The sequence below is a fragment of the Caulobacter sp. 17J65-9 genome (assembly GCF_010975005.1).
In the GTDB taxonomy this organism is placed as follows: domain Bacteria; phylum Pseudomonadota; class Alphaproteobacteria; order Caulobacterales; family Caulobacteraceae; genus 17J80-11.
Map to the genome: position 1 here is coordinate 1 of NZ_JAAIVC010000098.1, position 13910 is coordinate 13910.

General features: G+C 70.1%; 12 protein-coding genes and 1 pseudogene. 8 read left to right on the plus strand and 5 right to left on the minus strand.

Annotated features, from left to right (window positions below; all coding sequences use genetic code 11):
- The 5 genes from G3573_RS14130 to ygiD form a co-directional block, all read left to right on the plus strand.
- Positions 1–1078, plus strand: a 1078-nt coding sequence (locus G3573_RS14130) for a pyruvate dehydrogenase complex E1 component subunit beta (protein ID WP_163261885.1), incomplete at its 5' end; no start/stop codon positions are given.
- Between the two features lie 12 nt (positions 1079–1090).
- Entirely contained in the window at positions 1091–2362 is a 1272-nt protein-coding gene (locus tag G3573_RS14135) for a pyruvate dehydrogenase complex dihydrolipoamide acetyltransferase (RefSeq protein ID WP_163261886.1), read from the plus strand.
- A 177-nt stretch (positions 2363–2539) separates the two neighbouring features.
- On the plus strand, positions 2540–3946 hold the full coding sequence (gene lpdA / locus G3573_RS14140; protein WP_163261887.1) for a dihydrolipoyl dehydrogenase: 1407 nt from the start codon (positions 2540–2542) through the stop codon (positions 3944–3946).
- A 118-nt stretch (positions 3947–4064) separates the two neighbouring features.
- The gene (gene wrbA, locus G3573_RS14145; RefSeq protein ID WP_163261888.1) at positions 4065–4664 is read left to right on the plus strand and encodes an NAD(P)H:quinone oxidoreductase; all 600 of its coding nucleotides are present in this window, start codon (positions 4065–4067) and stop codon (positions 4662–4664) included.
- 45 nt (positions 4665–4709) lie between these two features.
- Entirely contained in the window at positions 4710–5489 is a 780-nt protein-coding gene (ygiD, locus tag G3573_RS14150) for a 4,5-DOPA dioxygenase extradiol (RefSeq protein WP_205598261.1), read from the plus strand.
- 7 nt (positions 5490–5496) lie between these two features.
- On the opposite strand, the gene G3573_RS14155 is transcribed toward ygiD, so the two are convergent.
- From G3573_RS14155 to G3573_RS14165, 3 genes are all read right to left on the minus strand, one after another.
- Positions 5497–5895 carry a DoxX family protein gene (locus G3573_RS14155; RefSeq protein ID WP_163261889.1) on the minus strand — a complete coding sequence of 133 codons (399 nt, stop codon included), beginning with the start codon at positions 5893–5895 and terminating at the stop codon, positions 5497–5499.
- 30 nt (positions 5896–5925) lie between these two features.
- A complete protein-coding gene (locus G3573_RS14160; protein WP_163261890.1) occupies positions 5926–7485 on the minus strand; it encodes an AMP-binding protein in 1560 nt (519 codons plus the stop codon).
- An 84-nt stretch (positions 7486–7569) separates the two neighbouring features.
- Complete coding sequence (locus tag G3573_RS14165; RefSeq protein WP_163261891.1) at positions 7570–8544, minus strand: alpha/beta hydrolase; 975 nt, start codon at positions 8542–8544, stop codon at positions 7570–7572.
- Positions 8545–8658: 114 nt separating this feature from the next.
- Here G3573_RS14165 and lipA point away from each other — a divergent pair, with 114 nt between their 5' ends.
- Together lipA and G3573_RS14175 are read left to right on the plus strand one after the other, a co-directional pair.
- Positions 8659–9615, plus strand: a complete 957-nt coding sequence (gene lipA / locus G3573_RS14170; protein ID WP_163261892.1) for a lipoyl synthase — start codon at positions 8659–8661, stop codon at positions 9613–9615.
- Positions 9615–10061 (plus strand): annotated as a pseudogene (locus G3573_RS14175) (type II toxin-antitoxin system RatA family toxin); the annotation flags it as partial. The gene lipA and the pseudogene G3573_RS14175, both read left to right, overlap by 1 nt.
- 7 nt (positions 10062–10068) lie before the next feature.
- Here the strand turns inward: G3573_RS14175 and G3573_RS14180 are convergent.
- Entirely contained in the window at positions 10069–10608 is a 540-nt protein-coding gene (locus G3573_RS14180) for a CinA family protein (RefSeq protein ID WP_163261894.1), read from the minus strand.
- Positions 10609–10690: 82 nt separating this feature from the next.
- Between G3573_RS14180 and G3573_RS14185 the strand changes: the two genes are divergently transcribed.
- Entirely contained in the window at positions 10691–12991 is a 2301-nt protein-coding gene (locus G3573_RS14185; RefSeq protein ID WP_163261895.1) for a fused MFS/spermidine synthase, read from the plus strand.
- Here G3573_RS14185 and G3573_RS14190 read toward each other — a convergent pair.
- On the minus strand, positions 12960–13910 hold a 951-nt coding region (locus tag G3573_RS14190; RefSeq protein ID WP_163261896.1), incomplete at its 5' end, for a bifunctional 2-C-methyl-D-erythritol 4-phosphate cytidylyltransferase/2-C-methyl-D-erythritol 2,4-cyclodiphosphate synthase. The two genes, G3573_RS14185 and G3573_RS14190, sit on opposite strands and share 32 nt — an antisense overlap.

Sequence of the window (13910 nt, forward strand, 5' to 3'; positions counted from 1 at the left end):
GCCGCAGGCCGCCACGCCCGCCGCTCCGGCCCCGGCCCCGACCCCGGCCAAGCCGGCGGTCGAGCTGCACGACCCGGAGATCCCGGCCGGCGCCAAGCTGGTCAAGACCACCGTGCGCGACGCGCTGCGCGACGCCATGGCGGAAGAAATGCGCCGTGACGGCGACGTCTTCCTGATGGGCGAGGAGGTCGCGCAGTACCAGGGGGCCTACAAGGTCTCCCGCGAGCTGCTGCAGGAGTTCGGCGACAAGCGCGTCATCGACACCCCGATCACCGAGTACGGCTTCGCCGGCGTCGGCGTGGGCGCGGCCATGGCCGGCCTGAAGCCGATCGTCGAGTTCATGACGTTCAACTTCGCCATGCAGGCGATCGACCACATCATCAACTCGGCCGCCAAGACCCTGTACATGTCGGGCGGCCAGATCCGCTCGTCGATCGTGTTCCGCGGTCCGAACGGCGCGGCCGCCCGCGTGGGCGCCCAGCACAGCCAGGACTACTCGTCCTGGTACGCCCACGTGCCGGGCCTGAAGGTCGTGGCGCCCTACGACGCCGCCGACGCCAAGGGCTTGCTCAAGGCCGCCATCCGCGATCCGAACCCGGTCGTCTTCCTCGAACACGAGATGATGTACGGCATCGAGTTCGACGTGCCGGAGGTCGAGGACTGGATCGTCCCGATCGGCAAGGCCAAGGTCCGCCGCGAAGGCACGGACGTGACCATCACCGCCCACTCGCGGATGGTCGGCCTGGCCCTGAAGGCCGCCGAGGCGCTGGCCGCCGAAGGCATTTCGGCCGAGGTCGTCGACCTGCGCACCCTGCGTCCGCTGGACACCGACACCATCGTCGCCAGCGTGAAGAAGACCAACCGCCTGGTCACCGTCGAGGAAGGCTGGGGCCCGCACGGCGTCGGCGCCGAGGTGGCCATGCGCGTGGTCGAGCAGGCGTTCGACTATCTCGACGCCCAGCCGGCCCGCGTGCACGGCGAGGACGTCCCGATGCCCTACGCCGCCAACCTCGAGGCGCTCACCCTGCCGACGGTCGAAAAGGTCGTCGCGGCGGTGAAGTCCGTCACCTACCGGTAAGGAGCGCAGGCCATGACGGACATCCTGATGCCCGCCCTGTCTCCGACCATGGAGGAGGGCGCGCTCGCCAAGTGGCACGTGAAGCCGGGCGACACCATCGAGGCCGGCCAGGTCATCGCCGAGATCGAGACCGACAAGGCGACCATGGAGGTCGAGGCGGTCGACGAGGGCGTGGTCGAGGCGATCCTGGTGCCGGAAGGCGCCCAGGGCGTGAAGGTCAACACGCCGATCGCGCGGCTGAAAGGCGAGGGGGCTCCGGCCGCCAAGCCGGCCCGCCAAGGCGCCTCGGCGGCTCCGGCCGCTGCGCCGAAGGCTGAGGCTCCCAAGGCCGAAGCGCCGAAGCTGGCCGCCGCGCCGGCGCCGCTGGCCGCCAAGGCCGACGGCCAGCGCGTGTTCGCTTCGCCCCTGGCCCGGCGTCTGGCCCAACAGGCCGGCCTGGACCTGAAAGCGGTGCAGGGCTCCGGCCCGCGCGGCCGCATCGTCAAGCGCGACGTCGAGGCCGCCGCCTCCGGCAAGGCTCCGGCCGCCAGGGGCGCGCCCGCCGCGGCCGAGCCGCGCCAGGTGCTGTCGCTGGAGCAGATGGGGATCAAGCCGGGCTCCTACGACCTGATCCCGCTGGACGGCATGCGCCGCACGGTGGCCAAGCGGCTGACCGAGAGCTTCCGCGACGTGCCGCACTTCCCGCTGACGATCGACGTCGAGATCGATCGCCTGCTGGAGGCCCGCACCCGCATCAACGCCATGCTGGAGAAGCAGGGCGTGAAGGTCTCGGTGAACGACATCGTCATCAAGGCCGCGGCCCACGCGCTGAAGGCGGTGCCGGAAGCCAACGCCAGCTACACGCCCGACGGCATCGCCATGCACCACAACGCCGACATCTCGATGGCGGTGGCGATCGACGGCGGCCTGATCACCCCGATCATCTTCAAGGCCGAGACCAAGTCCCTGTCGCAGATCGCGAAGGAGACGAAGGACCTGGCCGAGCGGGCCCGCTCGCGGAAGCTGAAGCCGGAAGAATTCCAGGGCGGCACCTTCTCGGTGTCCAACCTGGGCATGTTCGGCATCAAGCACTTCGCCTCGATCATCAACGAGCCGCAGGGCTGCATCATGTCGGTCGGCGCCGGCGAGCAGCGTCCGGTGGTGAAGAACGGCCAGCTGGCCGTGGCCACGGTGATGAGCGTCACCCTGACCTGCGACCACCGCGTGGTCGACGGCGCGGTCGGCGCGCGCTTCCTGCAGGTCTTCAAGGCCCTGCTGGACGATCCGGTGACCATGCTGGCGTAAGCCTCTGACCGCCCAGCGCCGTCACCCCTCGGGCTTGTCCCGAGGGCCCATGGCGGGGCTGGGCGCGACAGGCTTCGATGTGAGTGTGAGGTCGCGGCTCCCCATCTGACCGGGCGCAAGCTGACCTATGGGCCCTCGGGACCAGCCCGAGGGTGACGACTTTTGGAGTTGTGGCGGATGGCCCAAGACTTCGACCTGATCGTGATCGGTTCCGGCCCGGGCGGCTACGTCGCGGCCATCCGCGCCTCGCAGCTGGGGCTGAAGACCGCCATCGTCGAACGCGAGAACCTGGGCGGCATCTGCCTGAACTGGGGCTGCATCCCCACCAAGGCGCTGCTGAAGTCCGGCGAGGTCTTCGAAAAGCTCAGCCACCTGGGCGACTACGGCGTCTCGGCCGGGAATGCGTCCTTCGACTTCAAGGCCATCGTCGATCGCTCGCGCAAGGTCGCCAAGCAGCTGAACAGCGGCGTCGGCTTCCTGATGAAGAAGCACAAGATCGAGGTGATCGAAGGCACGGCGAAGCTGGAGAAGGGCGCGTCCGCCCCGAAGGTCGTCATCGACCTGAAGGCCGGCGGCAGCCGCACCGTCCAGGCCAAGAACGTCATCCTGGCCGTCGGCGCCCGCGCCCGCCACATCCCGGCCATCGGTCTGGAAGGCGACGGCGAGCGGGTGTGGACCTACCGCGACGCCATGAACGCGCCGTTCTTCCCGAAGTCGCTGGTGGTCATCGGCTCCGGCGCCATCGGCATCGAATTCGCCAGCTTCTACCGCGCCCTGGGCTCGGAAGTTACGGTGGTGGAAGCGCTGGAGCGCATCCTGCCGGTGGAGGACGCCGAGGTGTCCGCCGCCGCCCAGAAGGCGTTCGAGAAGCGCGGCCTGAAGTTCCGCGTGGCGGCCAAGGTCACCAAGCTGGACAAGTCCAAGACGGGCGTGACGCTGAGCCTGGAAGCCGGCGGCAAGGCCGAGCAGCTGCAGGCCGAGGCCGCCATCGTCGCGGTCGGCATCACCGCCAACCTCGAGAACATCGGCGTCGAGGCGCTGGGCCTGGACCTCGACCGCGGCCACGTGAAGACCGGTAAGCACGGCCAGACCAACGTCCCCGGCCTCTACGCCATCGGCGACTGCGCCGGACCGCCCTGGCTGGCGCACAAGGCCAGCCACGAGGGCGTCCACGTGGTCGAGCACATCGCCGGTCAGAAGGACGCCGGCGTCAACGCCCCGATCCCGGGCTGCACCTACTCGCAGCCGCAGGTCGCCTCGGTCGGTCTGACCGAAGCCGCCGCCAAGGCGGAAGGGCGCGAGGTGAAGGTCGGCCGCTTCCCGTTCCGCGTGAACGGCAAGGCCATCGCCTCGGGCGAGACCGAGGGCTTCGTGAAGACCGTGTTCGACGCCAAGACCGGGGCCCTGATCGGGGCCCACATGATCGGCGCCGAGGTCACCGAGATGATCCAGGGCTTCGCCGTGGCGATGACGCTGGAGACCACCGAGGAAGACCTGATGAACACCGTCTTCCCGCACCCGACCATGTCGGAGGCCATGCACGAGGCCGTGCTCGACGCCTACGGCAAGGTGCTGCACATCTGACCCCGGCCACAAGCTGAGCTTCGACGCCGCCCGGCCCCGCCGGGCGGCGTTTTGCTTTTGCGGAACCGCCCCCGCGCGCCTGCCGTTGCGTCTCGTTCGTGGCGTGCAGGAGACGCGTATGGCCAAGGTGCTGGTGCTCTACTATTCGAGCTGGGGCCATCTGGAGCAGATGGCGCGGGCGGTGGAGCAGGGCGCCCGAGAGGCCGGCGCCCAGGTCACGGTCAAGCGCGTGCCGGAGCTGGTCCCGCTCGAGGTGGCGCAGAAGGCCGGCTACAAGCTCGACCAGGAAGCCCCGATCGCCGATCCGCTGGAGCTGGCGAACTACGACGCTGTGATCTTCGGCGCCCCCACCCGCTACGGCGTCATGTGCGCCCAGATGCGCAACTTCATCGACCAGACCGGGCCGCTGTGGGCGAACGGGTCGACCATCGGCAAGGTCGGCAGCGCCTTCACCGGCACCGCCACCCAGCACGGCGGGCAGGAGACGACGTTGATGTCCTGCTACGTCACCCTGCTGCACCTCGGTTTCGTCATCGTCGGCCTGCCGTACAGCTGGGCGGGGCAGAGCCGGCACGACGAGATCACCGGCGGATCGCCCTACGGCGCGACCACGCTGTCGAAGTCCGACGGCTCGCGCCAGCCGAGCGCCAACGAACTGGACGGCGCTCGTTTCCAGGGCAAGCACGTGGCCGAGATCGCGATCAAGCTGTTCGGCTGACATTCGGCGCCTGTTACAGCTACAGTTCGTGCCTACATAGGGGGCATGAGCACTCCCTCGACCCCCATGCCGGCCGTCTTCTTCGGTCACGGCAGCCCCATGAACGCGCTGGGCGGACCGCACGCCGACGGCTGGCGCAAGCTCGGCGCCGACCTGCCGAAGCCCAAGGCCGTGCTGATGGTCTCCGCCCACTGGGAGACCGACGGGACGGCGGTCACCGCCGACGAAAACCCGCGCACGATCCACGACTTCTACGGCTTCCCTCAGGCGCTGTTCGACGTGCGCTACCCCGCGCCCGGATCGGCCGCCCTGGTCGGTCGGGTGGGCGAGCTGGTCGGGCCCGGCGTGCGCTGGGCGAGCGACTGGGGGCTGGACCACGGGGCCTGGTCGGTGCTGGTCCACGCCTTCCCGAAGGCCGACATCCCGGTCGTGCAGCTGTCGCTGGACCGCCGGCTGGACGCGGCCGGCCACTACGCCCTGGCGCGCAAGCTGCGGCCGCTGCGTGACGAGGGCGTGCTGATCGCCGGCAGCGGCGACTTCGTGCACAACCTGCGCACCTGGCGGCGCGAGCCGGGCGCGGCCGCCTACGACTGGGCCACGCGTTTCAACGAGGCGGTCAAGGCGGCGCTCGTGAACGGCGACCACGACACCCTGGTGAACTGGATCCGGCTGGGCGAGGACGCCCAGGCCTCGGTGCCCACGCCCGAGCACTTCCTGCCGCTGCTCTACGTCGCCGCTCAGCAGGACGAAGGGGAGGCGGTGAGCTTCTTCAACGACGTGATCGAGGGCGGCTCGATCAGCATGACCGGCGTGAAGGTCGGCTGAAGCGCGATCAGCGCCGCCGGCGCGTCATCCGGGCGTCGAGGTTCCAGGCGCCCGGGCCGGCGACGACGATGTAGAGGAACACGAAGCAGAACAGGATGGCCGCGTCGCCGCCGTTGTTGGCGGGGAATGGCCCCTGCTGGGCGTGGACCATCCAGTAGGCCACCGCCATCTGGCCCGACAGGAGGAAGGCGACCGGCCGGGTGAAGAGGCCGAGCAGAAGAAGCAGGCCGCCGAAGAACTCCAGCAGGCCCGCCCAGCCGGGCAGGACCGTCAGGTTGAAGCCGACGAAGTGCTCGCCGGGCGGGAAGTTGAACAGCTTCTGCGCGCCGTGCTCGACGAAGAGGAGGGCGGCGACGATCCGCAGGACGGCCAGGGCGCGCGGCGCCCACACCTCGAGATCACGCATGTTCCACTCCCGCGCTGCGGCGGGGGGCGCTTACGCCGCCTCCGCCTCGAGCTCGACCATCTGCTGGATGGCCACGTAGTCGGTCTTGCCGGTGCCCAGCACCGGCACTTCGGACACCTTCAGGATCTTCTTCGGCACCGCCAGCTCGGGCGCGCCGTGGCGGCGGGCCCAGGCCGTGAGCGAGGCGACCTCGGCGTCGGTCCGGTCGGTGACCAGCACCAGCCGCTCGCCCTTTTTCTTGTCGGGGATGGAGACGACCGCGTGGCGGCCGTCCGGCCAGACGGCCTCGGCGATGCCCTCGACCGCGGTCAGGGAGACCATCTCGCCGCCGATCTTGGCGAAGCGCTTCACCCGACCCAGGATGCGCACGACGCCTTCACGGTCGACCTCGACGACGTCACCGGTGTCATACCAGCCGTCGGCCGGCTCATCGATGCCCTTGGAGCCGTCGCAGTGCAGGTAGCCGGCCATCACGTTGGCGCCGCGCACGTGCAGCACGCCGCCGTGCGGAATGCCCTCGACCGGCTCGACCCGGGTCTCGATGCCCGGCAGCAGCTTGCCGACCGTGCCGCGACGGTTGTCGTTCGGCTGGTTGACCGCGATCACCGGCGAGGCCTCGGTCGCGCCGTAGCCTTCCAGGACGGGCAGGCCGTTGAAGTCGCGGGCGAACAGTTCGTGGGTCTCGTCGCGCACCTTCTCGGCCCCGCAGACGACGAACTGCAGGCTGGCGAAGTCCTCCGGCGTGCCGGCGCGGGCGTACTGGTTCACGAAGGTGTCGGTGGCCAGCAGGATCGAGGCCTTGGCCTCGCGCATCAGCGGCGGGATCTGCTTGGTGTGCAGCGGCGAGGGGTACTCGAACGCCTTCATGCCGGTCAGCAGCGGCAGCAGCACGCCGCCGGTCAGGCCCAGACAGTGGAAGGTCGGCAGCGGGTTGAACATCACCCAGTTGGGGTCGAGGTCGATGTGCGCCTCGATCTGGCGCACGTTCGAGACCAGGTTGGCCTGCGACAGCACCACGCCCTTGGGCATGCCGAAGCTGCCCGAGGTGAACAGGATGACGCCCGGATCCTTGGCCGAGGTCGGCGTGCGGAACAGCTTCGGGAAGAAGCCGGCGGCGAGGCCGAACAGCTTGTCCTTCAGCGTGATCGAGCCGCGGATGTCGTCCAGCCAGACGATCTCGGCCACCGACTTCAGGTCGGCGATCAGGTCGTCGAGCTTGGCGTTCTCCACGAAGCGCTTGGCGGTCAGGATGCGCGTCACGCCGGCGGCCGCCAGCGCGGCCTTCAGGTTGCGCGACCCGGCCGTGAAGTTGAGCATGACCGGCACGCGCCCGAAGGCGTGCAGGCCGAAATAGGTGACCACCACGCCCATGCTGGACGGCAGCAGCACGCCCACGTGCTCCTGCGGCGTCGTCATGTCGGCGATCTTGCGACCCAGCACGAAGGCGGCGCGGACAAGGCCGGTGTAGGTCAGAGGTTTGCGGTCCTGGTCTTCCAGGATTTCTTTGTGTCCGCCGAACCGGGCGCGTGCGTCGAGCAACGCGTCGAAAACCGGTCGTTCCCCTTCCCGCGCATCAAAAGCACGCGGCATGGAGCGCTGCCTCCTCGAAGACTCTCGTTCTTCTACTCTTATGAACGCGAAGCTAACCTTGCCCGTTGCCGTTGAAAAGGTCTGTCACATCGCGTGATGAGACGCGGCGATACGTTCTTCGATGAAGCTTGTCATTTGTTGGAGCCAAACCGTTCTTGCGGAATCGGGGCCCAGATGGGCGGCCGCCGGCCCGGCGGGCAGGGATTCCGAGCGGCAGGCGGGGGCTTTGCGGCAGAGCTCGACAGCGGCGGAATTCCCTTGCGGGGCCAAGGTCAGGACGGGCAGGGCGACCTGCGCCGCGCCGGCCTGCACGCCTTCCACCGCGCTTTCCCGGGCGGAGATCCAGCCCCGCGACGGCGCCCCCATGCGCAGGTCCGGATTGGCCAGTTGCCAGGCGTCGGGCAGGGCCGAGCGTGCGCTCAGGTCGCGGTCCGGGCGGGTCCAGCCCTTGCCGCCGGCGACCCTGAGGCCGCCTGTTCCGAATCGCGCGGCGTTACGGTCGGCGGGTTTTGACGTCACGTCGGGCGACCAGACGATCAGGCCGTCGACTCGCCCGAGACCTTCTTCGGCCGCCAGCAGGGCGGGCAGGGCGCCCGAGCCGTAGGCGGCGACCACGACGGTGACCGTGCCCGCCGGGCGGATCACGTCGGCGATCAGGGCCTTCAGGGCGGCGGCGTCCTTGTCGAAGCCCTTCGAGCGGCCGACGTCGCGGCCCGGCCCGAACCGGCCCGAGCCGCCCTGGCCGGCGGCCTCCAGCACCCAGACGGTGTAGCCGCGGCGGGTCAGGTCGCGGACGGTTTCGAAATAGACCTCGGCGCTCTCGCCGTAGCCGGGCAGGATCACCACGTGGGCCCGGCGCACGCCGGCCGAGGCGGTCACGCCGTAGCGGACCTGAGGCGCGCCCTCGACCTGGATCGCGCCCCAGGCCCAGCCGTCCGGCGGCCAGGCGCGCGGGCCGACCTGCGGCGGGGTGCGGGTCTCGAAGAACGGCTCGCGCCCGTCGCGGCCGCAGCCTGCGAGCGTGAGCGCGATCGTCGAAAGGGCGAGGAGCCGGCGCATCGGGCGTAGGTTAACGCGAACCGCGGCGCGTCGTCACGGCATAGCTATGCTTGCGCTCCCATGACGAAAGGACGACATAGGCGGCTCCGGTAAGAAGCGTCGGGCGAAGCTCTCATGGTCACGGTTATCGACACGGTCGCGCGCGAGCTGCGCCACCCCGAGAAGCAGAACCGCCCCGACAGCCCCGTCCTGCGCAAGCCCGACTGGCTGCGCGTGCGCGCGCCCGGCTCCGGCCAGTACAACGAGACGCGCAACATCGTGCGCGAAAAGGGCCTGCACACCGTGTGCGAGGAGGCCGCCTGCCCGAACATCGGGGAGTGCTGGAGCCAGAAGCACGCCACCCTGATGATCATGGGCGACACCTGCACCCGCGCGTGCGCCTTCTGCAACGTCAAGACCGGCCTGCCGCAGGCGCTGGACCAGGAAGAGCCGGTCAAGGTCGGCCGGGCCGTGGCCGAGATGGGCCTGAACCACGTCGTGATCACCTCGGTGGACCGCGACGACCTGGCCGACGGCGGCGCGGCGCACTTCGCCGAGGTGGTGCGTCAGATCCGCCTGCAGGCGCCGGGCACGACCATCGAGATCCTGACCCCGGACTTCCTGCGCAAGGACGGCGCGGCCGAGGTCGTGATCGACGCCAAGCCCGACGTGTTCAACCACAACCTCGAGACCGTCCCGCGGCTGTATCTGAAGATCCGCCCGGGCGCGCGCTACTACCACTCGCTGCGCCTGCTCGAACGCGTGAAAGAGCGTGATCCCTCCCAGTTCACCAAGTCCGGCATCATGGTCGGCCTCGGCGAGACCAAGGAGGAGGTGATGCAGGTGATGGACGACATGCGTTCGGCCGGCGTCGACTTCATCACCATCGGCCAGTACCTGCAGCCGACCCGCAAGCACGCCGCCATCGATCGGTTCGTGACCCCTGAGGAGTTCAAGGCGTACGAGGCGATCGCCCGCGCCAAGGGGTTCCTGATGGTGTCGTCCAGCCCGCTGACCCGCTCCTCGCACCACGCCGGCGAAGACTTCGCCAAGCTGCGCGCCGCGCGCGACGCCAAACTCGCGGGCCGCTGATGGCCCAGCACCACGTCGAACGCGTGCTGCCGTACACGCCGATGCAGCTCTACACGCTGGTCGGCGACGTGCGGCGCTATCCCGAGTTCGTACCGTGGATCACCTCGATGCGGGTGTGGAACGAGCACGTCGAACGGGAGGGCGTCAGCACCCTCGACGCGGAGGCCACGGTCGGCTTTTCGTTCCTGCGTGAGAAGTTCGCCACCCGCGTGCGCCGCGACAGCTCCGGCGACGTGGAAAAGGTCGAGGTGTCGCTGCTGGCCGGCCCGTTCCGGCGGCTGTCCAACCGCTGGACCTTCGCGCCGCACCCGGTCGGCACCCTGCTCAAGTTCGACATCGACTTCGAGTTTCGCTCGAAGATGCTCGACATGATGCTGCAGGCCAATTTCGACCGGGCGGTCGCGAAGCTGATCGCCTGCTTCGAGAGCCGGGCGATGGCGCTCTATCCGCCGCTCACGGCCGCTCGACCGGCGGCCGCTCCGGCCTCCGAGACGTCTGCATTTCCGTCAGGCGAGCCAGCAGCAGGTTCAGCGCCAGCTTGACCGCGGCCTGACGCACGCGCTCCCGGCCCAGCGCGCCGAACACTTCCATGCGATGGCGGGTCGACCCGCCCCGAAGGCTGGTGGCGAAGTGCACCAGGCCGACCGGCTTGAACGGCGTGCCGCCGGTCGGGCCGGCTATGCCCGTGATCGACACCGTCAGGTCGGCGCGCGAGTTGGCCAGCGCGCCCTTGGCCATGGCGCGCGCCACCTGTTCCGACACCGCGCCCACGTCGCCGATCAGCTGCGCCTCGACGCCCAGCAGCTCGGTCTTGGCCTCGTTGGAATAGGTGACGAAGCCGCGCTCCACCACGTCGGCCGAGCCGGAGATGGCGGTGAGCGCCCCGGCCACTAGTCCGCCGGTGCAGCTCTCGGCGGTGGCGATCTTCACGCCGGCGGTTTTGGCGGCTTCGAGCACCTCGTTTGCGAGCGCTACAATATCGTCTGGAAACATGGAAAGGTCGGGACCCCGGCGGTGTCGGTCGTTAACGACTTGGCGGCAGGCTTCGTTCTGAACCCACGTCGCAGGCCCCGCAATGACCGAAGTCGTCCTGGACCGCCCTGTCGCGCGCACGGCCCCGGTGCTGTTCGCCCTGGCCGTGTTCACCAGCGCCAGCCTGGTGTTCGTGGTCCAGCCCATGGTCGCGAAGCTGATTCTCCCCAAGCTCGGCGGGTCGGCCGCGGTCTGGAACACCTCCATGGTGTTCTTCCAGGCGGCGCTGCTGGCCGGTTACGCCTACGCCCACGCCCTGCAGCGGGTGCGGTCGCTGCGCGCCCAGGTAGGCGTGCACCTGGCGGCCCTCGCGTTGGCCGCGCTGTTCCTGCCGCTGCGGGTCAGCGGCGTGCTGGGCGATCCGCCGCCGGACGCGCCGATCGTGTGGCTGCTCGGCGTGCTGGCCCTGTCGGTGGGGGCGCCGTTCGCGGTGCTGTCGGCCACCGCGCCCCTGCTGCAGGCCTGGTACGCGCGCGTTCGGGCCGGCGAGCCTGACGCGGCCAATCCGTACGTCCTCTACGCCGCCAGCAATCTCGGCAGCTTCCTGGCCCTGCTGGCCTATCCCGTCCTGCTGGAGCCGCTGCTGAGGCTCCAGAGCCAGACCGCGGTCTGGACCGGCGGCTATCTGGTGTTCGTCGTCATGATGCTGGGCCTCGCCGCCCTGGCGTGGCGCAGCCGTGACGCCGCCGTGGCGGACGAGCCGCTGACCCGCTCCGAACCGATCGCCTGGAAGCGCCGGCTGGTCTGGCTGCTGATGGCGGCCGCCCCGTCCAGCCTGATGCTGGGCGTGACCAGCTACCTGTCCACCGACGTGGCCTCGGCGCCCTTCCTGTGGGTCGTGCCGCTGGCCCTGTATCTTTTGACCTTCGTCATAGCCTTCCAGGCCAAGCCGCTGATTTCGCCGGGGATCGCGCTGCTGGCGCACGCCCTGATCGTGCCGGTGTGCGTGAGCTGGCTGCCGTTCAACACCACCTTGCCGACGCTCCTGCAGTTCGTCGTGCACCTTTCGGCCTTCTTCGCCACCGCCCTGGTGTGCCACCAGGCCCTGGCCGCGCGGCGGCCGCCGGCCGACCGGCTGACCGAATTCTACCTGTGGCTGTCGCTGGGCGGCGTGGTCGGCGGGGCCTTTACGGCCCTGGTCGCGCCGGTGGTCTTCGACGTCGTGCGCGAGTACCCGCTGGTGCTGGTGCTGGCCGCCCTGGCGCGCTCGCGCGCCGCCGGCCCGCTCGGCCGCCGTGACTGGATTCTGCTGGCCGCGGCGGTGGCCGTCTGCTCGATCGCGCCGGCCATGCTGGCCCTGCTCAAGGCCCACCCGGCGCTGGCGCGGTTCTACGAGTGGAAAACCGGGGTGATGCTCGGCCACGCGCTGCTGCTCGTCGCCGCTGTGTGCGCGATCCTGGTGCGCGGACGGCCGGTGCTGTTCACCGTGGTGCTGGCGGTCATGTCGATGTCCGCCCAGGGCCTGGCCGGTCAGTTCAACTGGATCGAGAGCAAGCGCAGCTTCTTCGGCGTGCTGCGCATCGCCCGCTACGACGACGTCCGCTACGGACCGGTGCACGTGCTGATGCACGGCTCGACCATGCACGGCGCGGAGATCGTCGACCCGAAGAACCGCTGCGTGCCCATGCTCTACTACGCCACCACCACGCCGATCGGTCAGGCGATGCTGAAGGTGCAGAACCACAAGCCGGCCGCGGTGGTGGGCGTGGTCGGCCTGGGGACCGGCACGCTGGCGACCTACAAGCGCGCCGCCGACAGCCTGACCTATTACGAGATCGACCCGCTGGTGGAGCGCTTCGCCCGCGATCCGAACCGCTTCGGCTTCATCAGCCGCTGCGCCGAGGGGCCGGTCGGGGTGGTGCTGGGCGACGCCCGCTTGAGCCTGGCGCACGAACCGGCCGACAAGTTCGACCTGCTGGTGATCGACGCCTTCTCGTCGGACTCGGTGCCGGTTCACCTGCTGACCGAGGAGGCCCTGCGCGGCTATCTGCGGGTGCTGAAGCCGGACGGCGTGGTGCTGCTGCACCTGTCCAACCGCAACCTGGAGATCACCACGCCGGCCATCGCGGCGGCGCGGGCGGTCGGCGCGCCGGCGATGCTGTCGGCCTTCAAGGCCAAGGACAAGCGCTCGCCGATGATCGAGGCCTCGACCGAGGCCCTGATCGTGGCGCGCTCGGAGGAAGGGCTGCGCGCCTTCCAGGGCGACAGCCGCTGGTGGGTTCCGCCGGCGACCGAAACCCGGGCCTGGACCGACGACTACACCAACCTGATCGGCGCCATGTGGCGCGACATGAAGGCCGACGCGGAGGACGCTAGGAAGCGGGCAGCTCTACAGTCGCGATAGCCTGGGCGGCCAGGCCCTCCTGGCGGCCGGTGAAGCCCATGCCCTCGGTGGTGGTGGCCTTCACGCTGACCGCGTCCAGCGGCAGGGCCAGGATCTCGGCCAGGCGGGTGCGCATGGCCTCGCGGTGCGGCTTCACCTTGGGCCGCTCGCAGACCAGGGTGACGTCGACGTTCAGCAGCCGGCCGCCGCGGGCGGTCACCAGGCCGACCGCGTGCTTCAGGAACAGGTCCGAGGGCGCGCCCTTCCACTGCGGGTCGGTCGGCGGGAAATGGTCGCCGATGTCGCCGGCCCCGATCGCGCCCAGCACCGCGTCGGTGACGGCGTGCAGGCCGGCGTCGGCGTCGGAGTGGCCGATCAGGGTCTGGTCGTGGGCGATCTCGACCCCGCACAGCCACACGCTCTCGCCCGGGCCCCAGCGATGGGCGTCGAAGCCCTGGCCCACGCGAACCTGACGGGCGGTGCCGGCGAGCGCTTCGGCCATGGCGAAATCCTCCGGATAGGTCAGCTTCATCAGGCGCGGGTCGCCCGGGACCAGGCGTACGGTCCCGCCCGAGCGCTCCACCACGGCCGCGTCGTCGGTCGGCTCGGCGTCGCCGGGCCACATGTCGTAGGCGGCGACGAGGCGCCCGTGGCGGAAGGCCTGCGGGGTCTGGGCGCGCCACAGTCCGTCGCGCGAGACGGTGTCGGTGACAACGCTGTCGGCCCCGCGCTTGAGGGTGTCGGCGACTGGCAGGGCCGGGACCGCGCCGTCGGCGTCGGCCAGCGCGGCCAGCAGGGCTTCGACGTGGGCGCGCGTCACGAAGGGGCGCGCCGCGTCATGGACCAGCACCGCCTCGGCCGGGGCGGGGAGGGCGGCCAGGCCCGCCTGCACCGACAGGGCGCGCGTGGCGCCGCCGGCGGTGGTGATCCAGCCTGAGAG